Annotated in this window: 19 protein-coding genes; 11 read left to right on the top strand and 8 right to left on the bottom strand. The window is 71.8% G+C overall.

Features of this window, described 5'->3' with window-relative positions; genetic code table 11:
- Positions 1–64: 64 nt before the first annotated feature.
- Positions 65–397, bottom strand: coding sequence for a hypothetical protein (locus ACIP82_RS34285; RefSeq protein WP_363607443.1), 333 nt, complete (start codon positions 395–397; stop codon positions 65–67).
- A 192-nt stretch (positions 398–589) separates the two neighbouring features.
- Here ACIP82_RS34285 and ACIP82_RS34280 point away from each other — a divergent pair, with 192 nt between their 5' ends.
- A complete protein-coding gene (locus ACIP82_RS34280; protein WP_400659146.1) occupies positions 590–1348 on the top strand; it encodes a GntR family transcriptional regulator in 759 nt (252 codons plus the stop codon).
- Between the two features lie 93 nt (positions 1349–1441).
- Here ACIP82_RS34280 and ACIP82_RS34275 read toward each other — a convergent pair whose 3' ends face one another.
- A complete protein-coding gene (locus ACIP82_RS34275) occupies positions 1442–3109 on the bottom strand; it encodes a fumarate hydratase (RefSeq protein ID WP_363607445.1) in 1668 nt (555 codons plus the stop codon).
- 204 nt (positions 3110–3313) lie between these two features.
- Between ACIP82_RS34275 and ACIP82_RS34270 the strand changes: the two genes are divergently transcribed.
- Entirely contained in the window at positions 3314–4003 is a 690-nt protein-coding gene (locus ACIP82_RS34270) for a DUF1707 domain-containing protein (RefSeq protein WP_363607482.1), read from the top strand.
- 311 nt (positions 4004–4314) lie between these two features.
- Positions 4315–4656, top strand: coding sequence for a WhiB family transcriptional regulator (locus ACIP82_RS34265; RefSeq protein WP_400659208.1), 342 nt, complete (start codon positions 4315–4317; stop codon positions 4654–4656).
- A 175-nt stretch (positions 4657–4831) separates the two neighbouring features.
- On the opposite strand, the gene glpX is transcribed toward ACIP82_RS34265, so the two are convergent.
- A complete protein-coding gene (glpX, locus tag ACIP82_RS34260) occupies positions 4832–5872 on the bottom strand; it encodes a class II fructose-bisphosphatase (RefSeq protein ID WP_363607446.1) in 1041 nt (346 codons plus the stop codon).
- Positions 5873–6088: 216 nt separating this feature from the next.
- Between glpX and ACIP82_RS34255 the strand changes: the two genes are divergently transcribed.
- Positions 6089–6625, top strand: a complete 537-nt coding sequence (locus ACIP82_RS34255) for a DUF4245 domain-containing protein (RefSeq protein WP_363607447.1) — start codon at positions 6089–6091, stop codon at positions 6623–6625.
- A gap of 100 nt (positions 6626–6725) precedes the next feature.
- Here ACIP82_RS34255 and ACIP82_RS34250 read toward each other — a convergent pair whose 3' ends face one another.
- Together ACIP82_RS34250 and ACIP82_RS34245 are read right to left on the bottom strand one after the other, a co-directional pair.
- Positions 6726–7337 carry a malonic semialdehyde reductase gene (locus ACIP82_RS34250; RefSeq protein WP_363607448.1) on the bottom strand — a complete coding sequence of 204 codons (612 nt, stop codon included), beginning with the start codon at positions 7335–7337 and terminating at the stop codon, positions 6726–6728.
- A gap of 114 nt (positions 7338–7451) precedes the next feature.
- Positions 7452–7700, bottom strand: a complete 249-nt coding sequence (locus ACIP82_RS34245; protein ID WP_363607449.1) for an exodeoxyribonuclease VII small subunit — start codon at positions 7698–7700, stop codon at positions 7452–7454.
- A 156-nt stretch (positions 7701–7856) separates the two neighbouring features.
- On the opposite strand from ACIP82_RS34245, the gene ACIP82_RS34240 reads away from it, so the two are divergent.
- Positions 7857–8348 (top strand): GNAT family N-acetyltransferase, encoded by a 492-nt coding sequence (locus ACIP82_RS34240; RefSeq protein ID WP_363607450.1) that lies wholly within the window; start codon positions 7857–7859, stop codon positions 8346–8348.
- Here the strand turns inward: ACIP82_RS34240 and xseA are convergent.
- Complete coding sequence (gene xseA, locus ACIP82_RS34235) at positions 8339–9592, bottom strand: exodeoxyribonuclease VII large subunit (protein ID WP_363607451.1); 1254 nt, start codon at positions 9590–9592, stop codon at positions 8339–8341. The genes ACIP82_RS34240 and xseA overlap by 10 nt on opposite strands.
- A 10-nt stretch (positions 9593–9602) precedes the next feature.
- Positions 9603–10946: an APC family permease gene (locus ACIP82_RS34230; RefSeq protein WP_400659142.1), complete on the bottom strand. Its 1344-nt coding sequence runs from the start codon at positions 10944–10946 to the stop codon at positions 9603–9605.
- A gap of 87 nt (positions 10947–11033) precedes the next feature.
- Here ACIP82_RS34230 and ACIP82_RS34225 point away from each other — a divergent pair, with 87 nt between their 5' ends.
- Entirely contained in the window at positions 11034–12008 is a 975-nt protein-coding gene (locus ACIP82_RS34225) for a 4-hydroxy-3-methylbut-2-enyl diphosphate reductase (protein ID WP_363607453.1), read from the top strand.
- Positions 12009–12129: 121 nt separating this feature from the next.
- Entirely contained in the window at positions 12130–12876 is a 747-nt protein-coding gene (ppgK, locus tag ACIP82_RS34220) for a polyphosphate--glucose phosphotransferase (protein ID WP_400659139.1), read from the top strand.
- Positions 12877–12992: 116 nt separating this feature from the next.
- On the opposite strand, the gene ACIP82_RS34215 is transcribed toward ppgK, so the two are convergent.
- Positions 12993–13631, bottom strand: coding sequence for a DUF6542 domain-containing protein (locus ACIP82_RS34215; RefSeq protein ID WP_363607455.1), 639 nt, complete (start codon positions 13629–13631; stop codon positions 12993–12995).
- Between the two features lie 115 nt (positions 13632–13746).
- On the opposite strand from ACIP82_RS34215, the gene ACIP82_RS34210 reads away from it, so the two are divergent.
- From ACIP82_RS34210 to ACIP82_RS34195, 4 genes are all read left to right on the top strand, one after another.
- Positions 13747–14163, top strand: coding sequence for a glyoxalase (locus ACIP82_RS34210; RefSeq protein WP_400659137.1), 417 nt, complete (start codon positions 13747–13749; stop codon positions 14161–14163).
- A 75-nt stretch (positions 14164–14238) separates the two neighbouring features.
- Positions 14239–15312 carry a redox-regulated ATPase YchF gene (ychF, locus tag ACIP82_RS34205; protein ID WP_363607457.1) on the top strand — a complete coding sequence of 358 codons (1074 nt, stop codon included), beginning with the start codon at positions 14239–14241 and terminating at the stop codon, positions 15310–15312.
- Positions 15313–15510: 198 nt separating this feature from the next.
- The gene (locus ACIP82_RS34200) at positions 15511–15792 is read left to right on the top strand and encodes a type II toxin-antitoxin system prevent-host-death family antitoxin (RefSeq protein WP_363607458.1); all 282 of its coding nucleotides are present in this window, start codon (positions 15511–15513) and stop codon (positions 15790–15792) included.
- Complete coding sequence (locus ACIP82_RS34195) at positions 15789–16043, top strand: Txe/YoeB family addiction module toxin (protein WP_363607459.1); 255 nt, start codon at positions 15789–15791, stop codon at positions 16041–16043. The genes ACIP82_RS34200 and ACIP82_RS34195 overlap by 4 nt, the downstream gene beginning before the upstream one ends.
- Positions 16044–16465: the final 422 nt, after the last annotated feature.

Genomic DNA, 16465 nt, shown 5'->3' with positions numbered 1-16465 from the left:
GCCATCCGCCCCGTACCTCGGCGCTCCTGAGGTGCGGGGCGTTCGTCGTTCCCGGCCCGCCGGGTCAGGCCACCCGGCCCTCGTTGAGGCGGGAGTCCCGGTTGCGGGCCGCCAGGCGGGCGCTGAGCCTGGCCCGGCTCTCGGCGGCGGGATCGGGGTCCGCCCCGGTCTGGGCCGTCTGCGGTTCCTGGGCCGTCCGTGGTTCCGGGACCGCCTCCGGTGCCGGGCCGACGCGGTCGGGGCGGGTGGTCCACTCGCGGCCGCCGCCCAGGGGCCGCAGGTAGTGCTCCCCGCCGATGGTGTCCATGTAGATGCCGGTGCGTCCGGTCCTGCCGTCCAGGACGAGTTCACCCGCACGCGGCCGGTAGGCCGCGGCGTCGCGCTTTCGGGTGCTCACCGCGCTGCTCCTTGCTCTGGTGCGGGCGCGGCGATGGGTTCGCCGGCCCTGGTCGCTGTCGGTGCGTGTTCTGCTCGGCGACTACCCAGCATCTCTAGAGAAGCTAATATCTCTAGAGATGTCAACGGTCTTATCGGTTTACCGACGGCCGCGGGCGCGCCTAGGGTTTTCGCGAAGGAGAGGAACAGGGCGATGGCCGGCAGCAGTGGCGAGAAGCAGCCCAAGTACCAACGGATCGCCGACGCGCTCAGGGCCGCCGTCGACTCGGGGGAGTACCGCGCCGGCGACCGGCTGCCCGGCGAGAACGACCTCATGGAGACCTACGGCGTCGCCCGGATGACCGCCCGTCAGGCGCTCGGGGTCCTGCAGAGCGAGGGCATCGCCGAGGCGCGCAAGGGCGCGGGGGTCTTCGTCCGGGACTTCCGGCCGCTGCGGCGGCGCGGGATCCAGCGGCTCGCCCAGGGGCAGTGGGGGTCCGGGCGGTCGATATGGTCCGCGGACATCGACAGGCGGACGCTGGTCGTCGACCAGGTGTCGGTCACCGAGCAGGGCGCGCCGGACCACGTGGCCAGGGTCCTGGGCGTCGACCTCGGGGTGCCGATGTGCGTGCGGCACCGCCGGTTCGTCCTGGACGGCAAGCCGGTGCTGCTCTCCACCTCCTACCTCCCGGCCGGGCTGGTCGCCGGCACGGCGATCACCCGCGAGGACACCGGCCCGGGCGGGACCTACGCCCGACTCGCCGAGATCGGCGCGAAGCCCGTCCACTTCCGCGAGGAGGTGCGGTCCCGGATGCCCAGCGCGGAGGAGAGCAGCCGGCTCGACCTGTCCGCCGGTACCCCGGTCATCCTGATCTGCCGGACGGCCTTCGCCGACGAGGGCCAGGTCGTCGAGCTGAACGAGATGACGCTCGACGCGGCGTCCTACGTCCTGGAGTACGACTTCGACGCGTGAGGACGCCGCGCCCGCCGGGCCCGGAGGCGGCCGACGGCACCGCCCCGGACGCCGTGCGGGCGGCCGGGGCGGTGCCGTGCGGAGCCGGGCGCGTCACTCCTTGGAGCGCACCCGCAGGCTGGTGATCAGCGGACCCTCGGTGGTCTCCCGGAAGAAGTCGTTGCCCTTGTCGTCGACCACGACGAACGCCGGGAAGTCCTCGACCTCGATCCGCCAGACGGCCTCCATCCCCAGCTCGGCGTACTCCAGGACCTCGACCTTCTTGATGCAGTCCTGGGCCAGGCGGGCCGCCGGGCCGCCGATGGAGCCGAGGTAGAAGCCGCCGTGCCTGGCGCAGGCGTCGGTGACCTGCTTGGAGCGGTTGCCCTTGGCGAGCATGACCATCGAGCCGCCGGCCGCCTGGAACTGGTCGACGTAGGAGTCCATCCGGCCGGCCGTGGTCGGGCCGAAGGAGCCGGAGGCGAAGCCCTCCGGGGTCTTGGCCGGGCCGGCGTAGTAGACCGGGTGGTCCTGGAGGTACTTGGGCATGCCCTCGCCGGCGTCCAGCCGCTCCTTGATCTTGGCGTGCGCGATGTCGCGGGCGACCACCAGCGTGCCGGTGAGCGAAAGCCGGGTCTTGACCGGGTACTTGGACAGCTCGGCGCGGATCGCGGACATCGGCTGGTTGAGGTCGACGCGGACCACGTCGTCGTCCAGGTGCTCGTCCGTGGTGTCCGGCAGGTACCTGGCCGGGTCGGTCTCCAGCTGCTCCAGGAAGACGCCCTCGGCGGTGATCTTGCCGAGCGCCTGGCGGTCGGCGGAGCAGGAGACGGCCATCGCGACCGGCAGCGAGGCGCCGTGCCGCGGCAGCCGGATGACGCGGACGTCGTGGCAGAAGTACTTGCCGCCGAACTGGGCGCCGATGCCGATCTGCTGGGTCAGCTCGGTGACCTTGGCCTCCAGCTCCAGGTCGCGGAAGCCGTGGCCGGTCCGGGCGTCGCCCTCGGTCGGCAGGTGGTCCAGGTAGTGCGCCGAGGCGTACTTGGCGGTCTTCAGCGCGAACTCCGCGCTGGTGCCGCCGACCACGATGGCCAGGTGGTACGGCGGGCAGGCGGCCGTGCCGAGCGAGCGGATCTTCTGCTCCAGGAACGAGAGCATGCTCGCCTCGTTCAGGATCGCCTTGGTCTCCTGGTACAGGTACGACTTGTTGGCCGAGCCGCCGCCCTTGGCCATGAACAGGAACTTGTAGGCGTCGCCGTCGGTCGCGTACAGCTCGATCTGGGCGGGCAGGTTGTTGCCCGTGTTCTTCTCGTCCCACATGGTCACCGGCGCCATCTGGGAGTAGCGCAGGTTGAGCCTGGTGTACGCGTCGTACACGCCGCGCGCGATCGCCGCGTCGTCGCCGCCGGAGGTCAGCACGTTCTGGCCGCGCTTGCCCATGACGATCGCGGTGCCGGTGTCCTGGCACATCGGCAGGATGCCGCCGGCCGAGATGTTGACGTTCTTCAGCAGGTCCAGCGCGACGAAGCGGTCGTTGGGGCTGGCCTCCGGGTCGTCCAGGATGCGCCGCAGCTGGGCGAGGTGGGCGGGGCGCAGGTAGTGCGAGATGTCGTGCATCGCCTCGGCGGTGAGCAGCCGCAGGGCCTCGGGCTCGACCTGGAGGAAGGTGCGACCGCCGGCCTCGAAGGTGGAGACACCCTCGGAGGTCAGCTTGCGGTACGGGGTCGGGTCAGCGCCCAGGGGGAGCAGGTCGCTGTACTCGAAGTCTGGCGTGGGAGCCATGGGGGCGGTCCTTAGTGTTCCAGTGGTCCGGCTGCGTCGGCGAAGCACCCTCAAGGGTAGGACCCGGCGGAACGTCGCACGCGGAGAGGTCGGCCTGCGTGACCGGGGTCACTCGGACACGCGTACGGGACTTGCCCGGTTGACTAGGCTTGGCGCGTGGACAACTCGCCGTCGCAGGACGACCAGGGGCAGCCGCCCGTACCGATGACCAAACCGGAGGCCAAGCCCGCCGTCCGGACCGAGCACACTCCGGTGGCCGAGGCCGAGCTGCGGGCCTCGGACGCCGACCGCGAGCGGGTCGCGGAGCTGCTGCGCGACGCCTACGCCGAGGGCCGGCTGGACGTCGAGGAGCACGCCGAGCGGATCGAGGCCGCCTACGGGGCCAAGACCCTGGGGGACCTCGTGCCGCTCACCCGGGACCTTCCCGCACACCGGGCGGTCTCCTTCGAGAAGCCCCCGCTGGACGCCCCGGACCAGCGCCCGGCCGGCCCGGTGCGGCTGCCGGCCCGGCAGGAGTCGCCGTCCATGGTGGCGATCTTCGGCGGGGCGTCCCGGAAGGGCCGCTGGCGGGTCGGCTCGCACCTGCGGGCGGTCGCGGTCTTCGGCGGGGTGGAGATCGACCTGACCGACGCGGTCTTCGAGTCGCCCGAGGTGGTGATCGAGGTGACGGCCCTGTTCGGCGGGGTCGACATCAAGGTGCCGGAGAACGTCAGCCTGCACGGCGGCGGCGTCGGCATCTTCGGGGGCTTCGACGTGAAGGAGCAGACCGCCGCCGACCCGTACGCGCCGGTGGTGCGGGTCAAGGGGGCGGCGGTGTTCGGCGGTTGCGAGGCCAAGCCGCGCAAGGGCAAGAAGCTCAAGGAGTGGGTGCGCAAGCAGCTCGGCGCCGACTAGGAGTTGTCTGACCGGACTGCCCGGCCGGGAGCAACTCCCGGCCGGGCACTTGTCGTTGCGGCCGGTGCACTCCGTAGTCGATTGCGTGCAGTGTGCATGAATCGCGGCGCGGCGGGGTAGTTCCTCTCGCACATCGCTTCTTGTACGGCTGCGCACCGGAGCCGGCCTGAGGCCGGCCCGGGGGGTGAAGAGCGGGGGCTCGCAGCCGGGCAGGGGAGCGAGCTTCCCCCGTGTCCGAGAGCCTCGTCAGGAGTACGGCCGTGCTGCATCCGATCGAGTCCCGCACCACCTCGCCCGTTGCCGCCGCCCAGCTGCTGGAACGCCGGCCAGGCGCCCAGCCACAGGGGGAGGACGACCCCTGGCACACCGGCGCGGCCTGCCGCCGGGACGAGGTGGGGCTGTTCTTCGCGCCGTCCAAGGAGCCGACGGCGGCCCGGCTTTCGCGGGAGGAGCAGGCGAAGCAGGTCTGTGCGCGCTGCCCGGTGCTGCTCGAGTGCCGGGAGCACGCGCTGGCGCAGCCGGAGCCCTACGGGGTGTGGGGCGGGCTGACGGCGGCCGAGCGCCGGGTGGTGCTGGCCCGGCGGCGGCGCCGGGAGACGGAACTGCGCGAGCCGGCCCGGGTGCAGGCCGCCCAGCGCCGGATAGCGGGCTGAGCGGGCGTCAGCGCCCGTCGCCGGCCGAGCGTGGCCGGCGGGACGCCGATGGAACGCCCGGCCGGCCGGACGGCCGGTGGGCCGGACGCCCGGGGCCTCGGCGGAGGGGGATTCCGCCGAGGCCCCGGGTTCTGCCGTCGTGGTGGGCCCGCGGGGCGCGGTGCGCCTCCGGGGGTCAGTTGGCGCGGTCGAAGTCGATCGCGCTGTAGGCCCGCAGCTTGGACAGCTTGTGGGTGGAGTGGATCTCCCGGATGGTGCCGCTCTTGGAACGCATCACCAGCGAGCTGGTGGTGGCGGTCTCCTGGCGGTAGTGCACGCCGCGCAGCAGCTCGCCGTCGGTGATGCCGGTGGCGACGAAGAACACGTTCTCGCCGCTGACCAGGTCGTCGGTGGTGAGCACGCGGTCCAGGTCGTGGCCGGCGTCGAGGGCCTTCTGGCGCTCCGCGTCGTCCTTCGGCCAGAGCCGGCCCTGGATCACGCCGCCCATGCACTTCATGGCGCAGGCCGCGATGATGCCCTCGGGGGTGCCGCCGACGCCCATCAGCAGGTCGACGCCGGTGCCCTCGCGGGCGGCCATGATCGCGCCGGCCACGTCGCCGTCGGAGATGAACTTGATCCGGGCACCGGCCTCGCGGATCTCCTGGACCAGGCTCTCGTGGCGGGGGCGGTCGAGGATGACGACGGTGACGTCCTCGACGGCGCTGCCCTTGGCCTTGGCGACCCGGCGGATGTTGACGGCCGGCGGGGCGGTGATGTCGACGAACTCGGCGGCCTCCGGGCCGGCGACCAGCTTGTCCATGTAGAACACGGCGCTGGGGTCGAACATGGTGCCGCGGTCGGCGACCGCCAGTACGGCGACCGCGTTGTTCATGCCCTTGGCGGTGAGCGTGGTGCCGTCGACCGGGTCCACGGCGACGTCGCACTCGGCGCCGGTGCCGTCGCCGACCCGCTCGCCGTTGTAGAGCATCGGGGCTTCGTCCTTCTCGCCCTCGCCGATGACGACGACGCCGTTCATCGACACGGTCGAGACCAGGGTGCGCATCGCCTTCACGGCGGCACCGTCCGCGCCGTTCTTGTCGCCCCGGCCGACCCAGCGGCCGGCGGCCATCGCGGCCGCCTCGGTCACCCGGACGAGTTCGAGCGCGAGGTTCCGGTCGGGAGCCTCGGGCGCGACCTCAAGGGATCGCGGAAGATTGTGCGGGTACTGCGTGGTCATCGTCGTTACCTCTCTGTACGCGACGGCCAGTAAGCGCCCGACTACTGCCAGGTCGAACGCCGTGGTGAGGGTCCTGCGATCGTATCTGCCCATGAGATGACTGTCTGTGGCGCGGGTCGCCACCCCCCGTCGGAACCGGCCGGTTCGTCCCGCTTCACCCGTGCGCGCACACCCCCGGGTGTCGGGACCGCGGACCCGATGAGTCACCATGTGGGGGTGGCAGGAAACAACAAGGGCATGAGGGGTCGGCAGACCGTACGGGACATGGTCCTGTCGATGGTCGCGGTCGGTTTCGTGGTCTGGATCGGGTACCTGTTCCTTCCGCACGACGCGGACGGCGACGGCGTGCACAAGGTCGAGTACAAGGTGGCGGCGGCCTCGGCGAAGCGCGGCGCGCCGTACCCGTTGCTCTCTCCGGACGGCCTGAGCGACCAGTGGCGGGCCACCTCGGTCACGTACCAGCCGGCCGCGCTCGGCGGCGGCAAGGGCAACGCCTGGCACCTGGGCTTCGTCACCCCGTCCGGCCAGTACGCGGCGGTCGAGCAGAGTGATCTCGCCCGCGACACCGTGCTCGGCTCGACGGTCGCCGGCGGCAAGCCGGACGGCACCTCGGAGGTGGCCGGGCAGACCTGGGAGCGCCTCCAGGGCCCCAAGTCCCGCGCCCTGACGATCCAGAGCGGCAGCGCCACCACCGTGCTCACCGGCACCGCCTCCTACGAGGAGCTGGCCGAGCTGGCGCAGGCGCTCAAGTAACCCTGGCGAAAGCCGCCCCGGGCCGTGCCCCGGGACACACGAAAGGGCCCCGCACCGGTGCGGGGCCCTTTCGCGTGCCGGTCGGACGCGACCGTCAGGCTCAGACGGAGGTGACGACCTCGTCGTAGGCCAGACGCGGCGAACGCGGGAACCAGGCGTCCTCGCCCGGCTTGCCGATGTTGACCACGGCCAGCACCGAGTGCTCGCCGTCGCCGAAGAACTCCTTGTTGAGGCCCGCGGCGTCGAAGCCGGTCATCGGGCCGGCGGCCAGGCCGGCGGCGCGCACGCCGATGATGAAGTAGCCGGCCTGGAGGGCGCCGTTCAGCACCGCCGACTGCTCGCGCACCGAGCGCTCGGTGAAGAAGAGGTCCTTGGCCTGCGGGAAGTGCGGGAGCTGGGTCGGCAGCTCCTCGTGGAACTCGTTGTCCACGGCCAGGATGGCGACCAGCGGCGCGGCGGCGGTCTTGGCCTTGTTGCCGTCGGCCAGGTGCTGGACCAGGCGCTCACGGCCCTCGGCGGTACGGACCAGGACGACGCGCAGCGGCTGCTGGTTGAAGGCGGTCGGGCCGAACTTGACCAGCTCGTAGATGGCCTGGATCTGCTCCTCGGAGACCGGCTCGTCGGTGAAGGTGTTCGCGGTGCGGGCCTCGCGGAACAGCAGGTCCTGAGCGGCGTCGTCCAGAACCAGGGCGTCGGTGGCGGCGGTGGTCATGTTTCTCTACACCTCATGAGGAACGGGGTTCGTCTGTGCGGTCGGCCGGTGCCGATCACCTGGTCCCAACATGAGTGAAGTTTCAACTGTTCCCGGCGGCCGGCGTGACCTGCGTCACTCGCCCGCGGGCTCGTCCTCCCCGGCGGCCAGCGCGGCGTCCAGCCGGGCCCTGGCGCCGTCCAGCCAGCGCTGGCATACCTTCGCCAGCTGCTCGCCCCGCTCCCACAGCGCCAGCGACTCCTCCAGCGACGTGCCGCCGTTCTCCAGCTGCCGGACGACCTCCAGCAGCGCGTCCCGGGCGTGCTCGTAGCCCAGCGCGTCGTCCGGGGTCCGCGGCGCGGCCTGCTCCTGCTGATCTGCCATGGGAGCCAGCGTAGAGGGTGCCCCCGACAGCGCGGCCCCTCCGGCGCGTACCGCTCGCCCGGCCGTCCGTTCGTCCGTCCGTTCGTCCGTCCGCCCGTTCGTCCGTCCGGGGAAAACAAGTAGGCCCCGGCGCCCCCGGGCGCTAACCTCCGCCGCATGATCGACGTTCGACCGGCCGTTCCGGCCGACGCACCTGAGCTCGTCCGCCTGCGCGACCTGATGTTCGAGGCCATGCCCGGCATGGCCGGCCTGCACGGCCCCGGACCCTGGCAGGCCACCGCCGAGGCGGTACTGCGCGAACGCCTCGCCGTCCCGGCCGAACTGCTCACCATGCCGTCCTTCGTGGTCGACGACCCGCGCCGCCCCGGCGCGCTCGCCGCCTGCGCCGTCGGCACCCTGGAGCAGCGGCTGCCCTCGCCGGGCAACCCGGACGGCCGGTTCGGCTTCGTCTTCAACATCTGCACCGACCCCGGCCACCGGCTCCGCGGCTACGCCAGGGCCTGCACCGAGGCGCTGCTCGACTGGTTCGACGCCCGCCGGGTCGGCCGGATCGACCTGCATGCCAGCAGTGGCGGCGAGGCGCTCTACCGCAGCCTGGGCTTCGGCGAGCACTCCGTCGCGCTCTCCCGGCAGCGCTCCTACGGCTGATCCCGGCCGGCGGGGGCCTCGGCTCCGACGGCCGCCGGCTCCCCGACGGTCACCCCGAACGAGCCGTGTGCCACCCGGGCGTGCAGCCCCTCGCCCGGCGCCGTCTGCGCCGGGTCCGTCACCACCGTGCCGTCGGCCCGCTGGAGCACCGCGTAGCCGCGCTCCAGGGTGGCCGCCGGGGAGAGCGCGACCACCCGGGCCAGGGTGTGCCCCAGATCGCCCTGCGCGCGGTCCAGCCGGTGCCCGAGGGTGCGCCGGGCCCGCTCCAGCAGCGACTCCAGCTCATGGGCGCGCCCGTCCAGCATCCGGTGCGGCGCGGCCAGCGCCGGGCGGCTGCGCACGCCGTCCAGCCCGTGCTGCTCCCGCTCCACCCGGCCGAGGACGTGCCGGCGGGCCCGGTCGCGCAGGTGGCGGATCTTCGTCAGCTCCTCACCGACGTCCGGCACCACCCGTTTGGCGGCATCCGTCGGGGTCGAGGCGCGCAGATCGGCGACGAAGTCCAGCAGCGGCTGGTCCGGCTCGTGCCCGATCGCGCTGACCACCGGCGTCCGGGCGGCCGCGACCAGCCGCACCAGCCCCTCGTCCGAGAACGGCAGCAGGTCCTCCACACTGCCGCCGCCCCGGGCCACGACGATCACGTCCACCTCCGGGTGCTCGTCCAGCTCCCGGACGGCCGCGCTCACCCGCTCCACCGCGCTGACCCCCTGCACCGGCACGTTGCGCACCTCGAAGCGGACGGCCGGCCAGCGCCGCCGGGCGTTCTCCAGCACGTCCCGCTCGGCGGCCGAGCCGCGCCCGGTGACCAGCCCGACGCACTGCGGCAGGAACGGCAGCGGCCGCTTCCGCTCGGCCGCGAACAGGCCCTCCCCGGCGAGCCGCCGCTTCAGCTGCTCCAGCCGGGCCAGCAGCTCACCCAGCCCGACCAGCCGGATCTCCGCCGCCCGCAGCGAGAGCTGGCCGCGGGCCGCGTACCACTCCGGCTTGGCGTGCACGACGACCCGCGAGCCCTCCTGCACCGCGTCCGCGACCCGGTCGAAGACCGAACGGAAGCAGGTCACCGTCAGCGAGACGTCCGCCTGCGGGTCGCGCAGCGTCAGGAACACGACACCCGCGCCCGGCCGCCGGCTGAGCTGGGTGATCTGCCCCTCCACCCACACGGCGCCGAGCCGGTCGATCCAGCCGCCGATCAGTGCGGAGACCTTGCCGACCGGGAGCGGGGCTTCGGGAGAACTGGTGGTGGCCATGCGTACCAACCTAGTGGCGCACGCCGACACCGGGGGAGCCCTGGACGGCCAGCACCACCAGCCCGACCAGCAGCCACACCGCCCCCACGGTCTGCGCCGTGGACGAGGCCTCGTAGACCACCGCGCCGATCACCGCGATCCCCAGCACCGGTACCACCACGTGCCGAAGCAGGTCCCGCGAGCGCTGCTTCACCGCGTACCAGCCGATGACCGAGGCGTGCAGCAGGGCGAACGCGGTCAGCGCGCCCACGTTCACCACCGAGGTCAGCTGGTCCAGCCCGTCGTCCCGGCGGGCCGCCCAGACCGCCGCGGCGAGCGTGATCACCGCCGCCGTCAGCAGCGCCCGGCGCGGCACCGCCGAGGCCGGGTCGACCGCGCCCAGGAAGCGCGGCAGCCGGCCCGCCCGGCCCATCGCGAAGACCAGCCGCCCGGCCGCGGCCTGCCCGGCCAGCGCCGCGAAGGCCGCGCCGATCGCCTTGCTCGCCGCCACCAGCACGTGCAGCCAGTGCCCGATGCCGTTCTCCACCGTGTCGTAGAACGCCGAGCCCTGTGCCGCCGGGTCGGCCGCCAGCTGCTGCGGGGTCATCGGCTCCAGCAGCGCCGCCAGGTAGGTCTGCGCCACGAACAGCACCCCGGCCAGCACCAGGCACCAGAGCACCGCCCTGGCCACCGCCGCCGAGGCGCCCACGGCCTCCTCCACGAAGGTCGCGATGGCGTCGAAGCCCAGGTAGGAGAGGACCGCCACCGAGACCGCGGAGATTACGGCGGTCATCGAGAAGGCGCCGACCGCGGTGAACGGCGTGGCCAGGCCGCGCTGCGCGCCGTCCCGGACCAGCACCACCACGGCGGCGGCCACGAAGACCGCCAGCACCGCGATCTCCATCGCCAGCACCGCGAAGCCGACCGCCGCCGCCGTCCGCACCCCGACCAGGTTGAGCGCGGTGGTCACCAGCACCGCCAGCGCCGTCCAGACCCAGCGCGAGACGTCCGGCACCAGGGAGTTCAGCGCGATGCCGGAGAACAGGTACGCCACCGCCGGGATCAGCAGATAGTCGAGCATCGCCATCCACCCGGCGATGAACCCCGGCCCCTCGCCCAGTCCGGCCCGCGCGTAGGCGAACACCGAGCCGGTCTGCGGCACCGCGCGCACCATCTGGGCGTACGAGAAGGCGGTGAATCCCATGGCGACCGTGGCCGCCAGGTACACCGAGGCCACCGCGCCGTGGCTCTTGGCGTCCAGCACACCGAACACGCCGACCGGCGCCATCGGGGCGATGAACAGCAGCCCGTAGACCATCAGATCGCGGACACCCAGGCTGCGTCGCAGCCCGCCGGGTTCGACTCGCTCGCTCATAAACTCCACATTTGAGCATTCGGGACCGATTCCGCCCCGAAGGCGCCGGCCGTCGGCGCGGCTCGCCGCCGCCCGTACGATGGAGCCATGTCCAACACCGCGCAGCGCCGTGTCCTGCTCGCCGCCCCCCGGGGTTACTGCGCGGGCGTCGACCGCGCCGTGATCGCCGTGGAGAAGGCCCTGGAGCAGTACGGGGCGCCCATCTACGTCCGCAAGCAGATCGTCCACAACAAGTACGTGGTGCAGACCCTGGAGAAGCAGGGCGCGATCTTCGTCGATGAGACGGAGGAGGTGCCGGAGGGCTCGATCGTGGTGTTCTCCGCGCACGGCGTCGCGCCGGCCGTCCACGACGAGGCCGAGGCCGGCCGACTCGCCACCATCGACGCCACCTGCCCGCTGGTCACCAAGGTGCACAAGGAGGCCGTCCGCTTCGCCGACGAGGGCTACGACATCCTGCTGGTGGGCCACGAGGGCCACGAGGAGGTCGTCGGCACCATGGGCGAGGCCCCGGACCGCATCCACCTGGTGGACGGTGCCGAGGACGTGGCCGGCGTCCGGGTCCGGGACGAGTCGAAGGTCGTCTGGCTCTCCCAGACCACCCTCTCGGTGGACGAGACCATGGCCACCGTCGGCGAGCTGAAGAAGCGCTTCCCGCTGCTGGTCAGCCCGCCCAGCGACGACATCTGCTACGCCACCCAGAACCGCCAGGTCGCCGTCAAGCAGCTGGCGCCCGAGGCGGACCTGCTGATCGTGGTGGGCTCCAAGAACTCCTCCAACTCCGTCCGTCTGGTCGAGGTCGGTCTGGAGTACGGGGCCAAGGCCGCCCACCTGGTGGACTTCGCCGACGAGATCCAGGAGTCCTGGCTGGAGGGCGTCACCACGGTCGGCCTGACCAGCGGCGCCTCGGTGCCGGAGATCCTGGTCGACGGCGTGCTCTCCTGGCTCGCCGAGCGCGGCTACGCCGACGTGGAGACGGTCAAGACCGCCGAGGAGCACCTGATCTTCTCGCTGCCCAAGGAGCTCCGCCGCGACCTGCGCGCCGAGGCCGCGGGCAAGCTGTAGCCGGACGCGGATGCCCGGTGCCCCTGCGGGGTACCGGGCTCTCTGCTGTGCGGGGCCGTCCGGCCTCTCGTAGCTTTGTGCACAGGCCTGTGGACAAGGGTTTCGGCGGAGGGTGATCGTCATGACGGCGGTATTCGGCGTGGACATCGGCGGTTCGGGCATCAAGGGCGCCCCCGTCGACCTGGGCCGGGGGGAGCTCACCCAGGAGCGGTACAAGGTCCTCACCCCGCAGCCCTCCGCCCCCGGGGCCGTGGTCGCCGCCGTGTGCGAGGTGGTGCGCCAGTTCGACCATCAGGGCCCGGTCGGGCTGACCTTCCCCGGTGTGGTGGTGAACGGGCACACCAGGACGGCGGCCAACGTCGACAAGGGCTGGATCGGCCTGGACGCCGAGGGCCTGTTCCGGGAGGCGCTGGGCCTGCCGGCCACCGTGCTGAACGACGCGGACGCGGCCGGGTACGCCGAGACCGTCCACGGCGCCGGCCGCGACCAGGGGGGCGTGGTCCTGGTCCTCACCTTCGGCACCGGCATCGGCAGCGCCCTGTTCGTGGACGGCACACTGGTGCCCAACACCGAGCTGGGCCACCTCGAACTGCGCGGCAAGGACGCCGAGCGGCGGGCCTCCTCGGCGGCCAAGGAACGGCACGGGCTGACCTGGGAGGAGTGGGCGGTCCGGGTCGACGAGTACCTCGACGCGGTGGAGATGCTGTTCTCGCCGCAGCTGGTCGTGATCGGCGGCGGGGTGAGCCGCAAGCACGAGAAGTTCCTGCCGCTGCTGCGCGCGCGGGAGGCGCGGATCGTCCCGGCGGAGCTGCGCAACGACGCCGGGATCGTCGGAGCGGCCATGGCGGCGGCCCGGGCGTCCGGCTGACGGACGGTCCGGCCGGCGGTGGGTCCGGCGCCGGGCGGGCCCGCGGTACCGGCCGGTGGACCGTGGCGATCCACGGCCGCAGGAGTGGAAGGTCGGACCGGCCGACTTCCCACTCCTCAGCGCGCGCGGTGGATCCGCCGCTGGGCCACGAACCGGGCGAGGACGATCGCCGCCGCCAGGCCGGTGCCGGAGAAGAGCCAGCCGGCCCGCAGCGCCAGACCCGTCGCCAGCGCCACCACCTGGGCCGTCGTGCCCGTGGACGTGACCGGGCCGAACAGCAGCAGGGCGACGGCGAAGCCGATCGGCCCGCTGATCGGGGCGGCCGGCAGGTCGGCGAAGCGCACCCGGACGGCCAGCTGGAAGCAGATCACCAGGTAGCCGATGCCGAACAGCGGGCCGAGACCGCCGAACACCAGCCGGTCCAGGCCCGCCACGGCGACGGTCGCGACCAGGGCGGCCACCCCGGTGCCGATCGCCGTCAGCCGGGTCGGCCGGCCGTTGCGCTGCCGGCCGTAGACGCGGCCCTCGGCCGGCCGCTCGCCACGGGCGGCGAGCGGCAGACGCAGCCGGAGCCGGGGCCCGCCGGAGCGGCTCGGGGCGGGGACGCCGGCCACGGGGCGTAGCCGGGAGGGGGAGGGGGCGGGCGCTCCGGCGGTCTCGGGGGCCCGTTTGGGCCCGGGGACGGCGGCCCTGGCCGCGTTGCTCGGCGGTCGGCGTCTGGGCCCTGGCGGCTGGGTTCGGATGCTCTGCTCCACCCACCCAACGTACGGTCCGATCATCGCCACACTGTGTAATGGTTGTTCGAGGCTTCGTCCGTGTCTTCGGACGGAGTACTCGTGTGATCGTCGATCAACTCGGCCAGGGGGATTCATGACCAGCGATTTCACCAGCGATCTCACCGGCGGTTTCGGCTTCGAGCGGCTGCACCACGTCCAGCTCGACATCCCGGCCGGCGCGGAGGACGAATGCCGCGCGTTCTGGCGGGACGTGCTCGGCATGACGGAGGTGACCAAGCCGCCGGTGCTGGCCGCGCGCGGCGGCTGCTGGTTCCGGGGCGGCGGGGTGGAGGTGCACCTGGGCGTGGCGGCGGAGTTCCGGCCCGCCCGCAAGGGGCACCCGGGCCTCCAGGTGCGCGGGCTGGACGCGCTCGCCGAGCGGCTGGCGGCCCACGGCCATGACGTCGTCTGGGACGGTGACCTGCCCGGCTACCGGCGGTTCCACTCCAGCGACCGGCTGGGCAACCGCCTGGAGTTCCTGGAGCCGCTGCTGGCGGCGCCGGCGGCCTGACCGGCTGCCCGTAGACTGGGGGATCGGCCCGCACGGTGCCGACCCAACTCCTCCAAGCCCACGGGACTGCGCTTCATGTCGCTCACGATCGGAATCGTCGGCCTGCCGAACGTCGGCAAGTCGACCCTGTTCAACGCCCTGACCAAGAACGACGTGCTGGCGGCCAACTACCCGTTCGCCACCATCGAGCCGAACGTGGGCGTCGTCGGTGTCCCGGACGCCCGGCTGGGCAAGCTCGCCGAGATCTTCGGCTCGCAGCGGATCCTGCCGGCGACGGTCGACTTCGTCGACATCGCGGGCATCGTGCGCGGCGCCAGCGAGGGCGAGGGGCTGGGCAACAAGTTCCTCGCCAACATCCGTGAGTCGGACGCGATCTGCCAGGTCGTGCGCGCCTTCACCGACCCGGACGTGGTGCACGTGGACGGCAAGGTGTCGCCCAAGGACGACATCGAGACCATCCACACCGAGCTGATCCTGGCCGACCTCCAGACCGTCGAGAAGGTGCTGCCCCGGCTCCAGAAGGAGGCGCGCCTGAAGAAGGACACCGCCCCCGTGCTGGCCGCCGCCGAGGCCGCGCAGGCGATCCTGGAGACCGGCAAGACCCTCTTCGAGGCCGGCTTCGACACCGCCCCGATCCGCGAGCTGCACCTGCTGACCGCCAAGCCCTTCCTCTACGTCTTCAACGTCGACGAGGACGAGCTGGCCGACGAGGACTTCAAGAACGCCCAGCGCGCGCTGGTCGCCCCGGCCGAGGCGATCTTCCTCAACGCCAAGATCGAGTCCGAGCTGATCGAGCTGGACGACGCCGAGGCGCTGGAGCTCCTCCAGTCCATGGGCCAGGACGAGCCCGGCCTGGCCACCCTCGCCCGGGTCGGCTTCGACACCCTGGGCCTGCAGACCTACCTCACGGCCGGCCCCAAGGAGGCCCGCGCCTGGACCATCAAGAAGGGCGCCACCGCCCCCGAGGCCGCCGGTGTGATCCACACCGACTTCCAGAAGGGCTTCATCAAGGCCGAGGTCATCTCCTTCGCCGACCTGGTCGAGACCGGCTCCATCGCCGAGGCCCGCGCCAAGGGCAAGGCCCGCATCGAGGGCAAGGAATACACCATGCAGGACGGCGACGTGGTGGAGTTCCGCTTCAACGTGTGACGATGTGCATACTTTGCGCTAGATGACCTGTCAACTGTGCAGGTCAGATGGGGCCCACTCTCTCGGGGGGTGGGCCCCTTGCTTGTTCCCGTGCTGACTTGGTGCTGGCTTCTCCGGGTCGGCATCGCGCTGAATGCCTCACTGGTCATCGCCGTGAGTGGTACGTTATTCGGTACCACTCTCGAAGGGTTTCCTGCCATGTCCATCACTGCGAGCGAGGCCCGCAAGGATCTCTTCCCGCTCATCAAGAAAGTCAATGACGATCACGAGGCCATCGAGATCGTCTCCAAGCACGGGAATGCCGTCCTCGTATCCGCCGAGGACTACGCCGCCCTGCGCGAGGGCTCCTATCTGCTGCGCTCGCCCGCCAATGCCCGCCGCCTGCTCAAGGCGTACGAAAACGCTCTCGGTCGCATCAACCTCGCCGAGCGCGAACTGGTCGACCCCGATGCGGCGGATGCGGGGCAGGGCGCCGCGTGAGGCTCGTCTTCGAGGATCAGGGCTGGGAGGACTACACGTCCTGGCTCAAGAGCGACCGCAAGATGCTCGCCCGGATCAACAAGCTCATTGAGGACGCCTGCCGTGATCCCTTCGCCGGGATCGGCAAGCCCGAGCCGCTGAAGTACCACCTGGCCGGCGCCTGGTCACGGCGGATCGACGACGAGCATCGCCTCGTCTACCTGGTCACGGATGAGGAGATCATCATCCTCGCTGCTCGCTATCACTACTGATCGTCCTCTGGCGAAGGTCGTCCCACCGTGCTGATTTCGTGCTGACTTAGGTCGCTGGAATCGACGTTTCCACAGGTCGGAGCTCTGTACTCAACGTTCCGCTTCAACGTGTGACCGGGTTAATGTCCTAAGTTAACTTGATCTGTCAAATGCACAGGTCGGGCGAGGCTTGCCTCTCTTGAGGCAAGCCTCGATTTCTTTTCCGTGCCGACCTGGTGCTGAGATTCGGGGCGGATCACTGCGGTGCGCCGTCCTGGAGCGGCAGGCGGGCGGCTTCCCGAGTATCGGGCCGGGGGTCGTCCTGTCGCGCCTCGGCCGCCGACCCTCAGCTTGTCGTTTTACCTCCGGTGATCGGCTTGAGGTTGTTCGATCTGGTCACCCACATGGGGATCTGCCGGACACGGCGACGACCTCCGTTTCAC

This window comes from Kitasatospora sp. NPDC088548, from assembly GCF_044753005.1.
Classification (GTDB): domain Bacteria; phylum Actinomycetota; class Actinomycetes; order Streptomycetales; family Streptomycetaceae; genus Kitasatospora.
This window is presented reverse-complemented; position numbering and strand designations above follow the sequence as displayed.

What these genes read in the sequence shown, in the direction of transcription:
- ACIP82_RS34280 (WP_400659146.1), top strand. Translation starts at nt 590, where the DNA reads ATGGCCGGCAGCAGTGGCGAGAAGCAGCCCAAGTACCAACGGATCGCC.
- ACIP82_RS34275 (WP_363607445.1), bottom strand. Translation starts at nt 3,109, where the DNA reads ATGGCTCCCACGCCAGACTTCGAGTACAGCGACCTGCTCCCCCTGGGC.
- ACIP82_RS34270 (WP_363607482.1), top strand. Translation starts at nt 3,314, where the DNA reads ATGACCAAACCGGAGGCCAAGCCCGCCGTCCGGACCGAGCACACTCCG.
- glpX (WP_363607446.1), bottom strand. Translation starts at nt 5,872, where the DNA reads ATGACCACGCAGTACCCGCACAATCTTCCGCGATCCCTTGAGGTCGCG.
- ACIP82_RS34250 (WP_363607448.1), bottom strand. Translation starts at nt 7,337, where the DNA reads ATGACCACCGCCGCCACCGACGCCCTGGTTCTGGACGACGCCGCTCAG.
- ACIP82_RS34245 (WP_363607449.1), bottom strand. Translation starts at nt 7,700, where the DNA reads ATGGCAGATCAGCAGGAGCAGGCCGCGCCGCGGACCCCGGACGACGCG.
- ACIP82_RS34240 (WP_363607450.1), top strand. Translation starts at nt 7,857, where the DNA reads ATGATCGACGTTCGACCGGCCGTTCCGGCCGACGCACCTGAGCTCGTC.
- xseA (WP_363607451.1), bottom strand. Translation starts at nt 9,592, where the DNA reads ATGGCCACCACCAGTTCTCCCGAAGCCCCGCTCCCGGTCGGCAAGGTC.
- ACIP82_RS34230 (WP_400659142.1), bottom strand. Translation starts at nt 10,946, where the DNA reads ATGAGCGAGCGAGTCGAACCCGGCGGGCTGCGACGCAGCCTGGGTGTC.
- ACIP82_RS34225 (WP_363607453.1), top strand. Translation starts at nt 11,034, where the DNA reads ATGTCCAACACCGCGCAGCGCCGTGTCCTGCTCGCCGCCCCCCGGGGT.
- ppgK (WP_400659139.1), top strand. Translation starts at nt 12,130, where the DNA reads ATGACGGCGGTATTCGGCGTGGACATCGGCGGTTCGGGCATCAAGGGC.
- ACIP82_RS34210 (WP_400659137.1), top strand. Translation starts at nt 13,747, where the DNA reads ATGACCAGCGATTTCACCAGCGATCTCACCGGCGGTTTCGGCTTCGAG.
- ychF (WP_363607457.1), top strand. Translation starts at nt 14,239, where the DNA reads ATGTCGCTCACGATCGGAATCGTCGGCCTGCCGAACGTCGGCAAGTCG.
- ACIP82_RS34200 (WP_363607458.1), top strand. Translation starts at nt 15,511, where the DNA reads ATGTCCATCACTGCGAGCGAGGCCCGCAAGGATCTCTTCCCGCTCATC.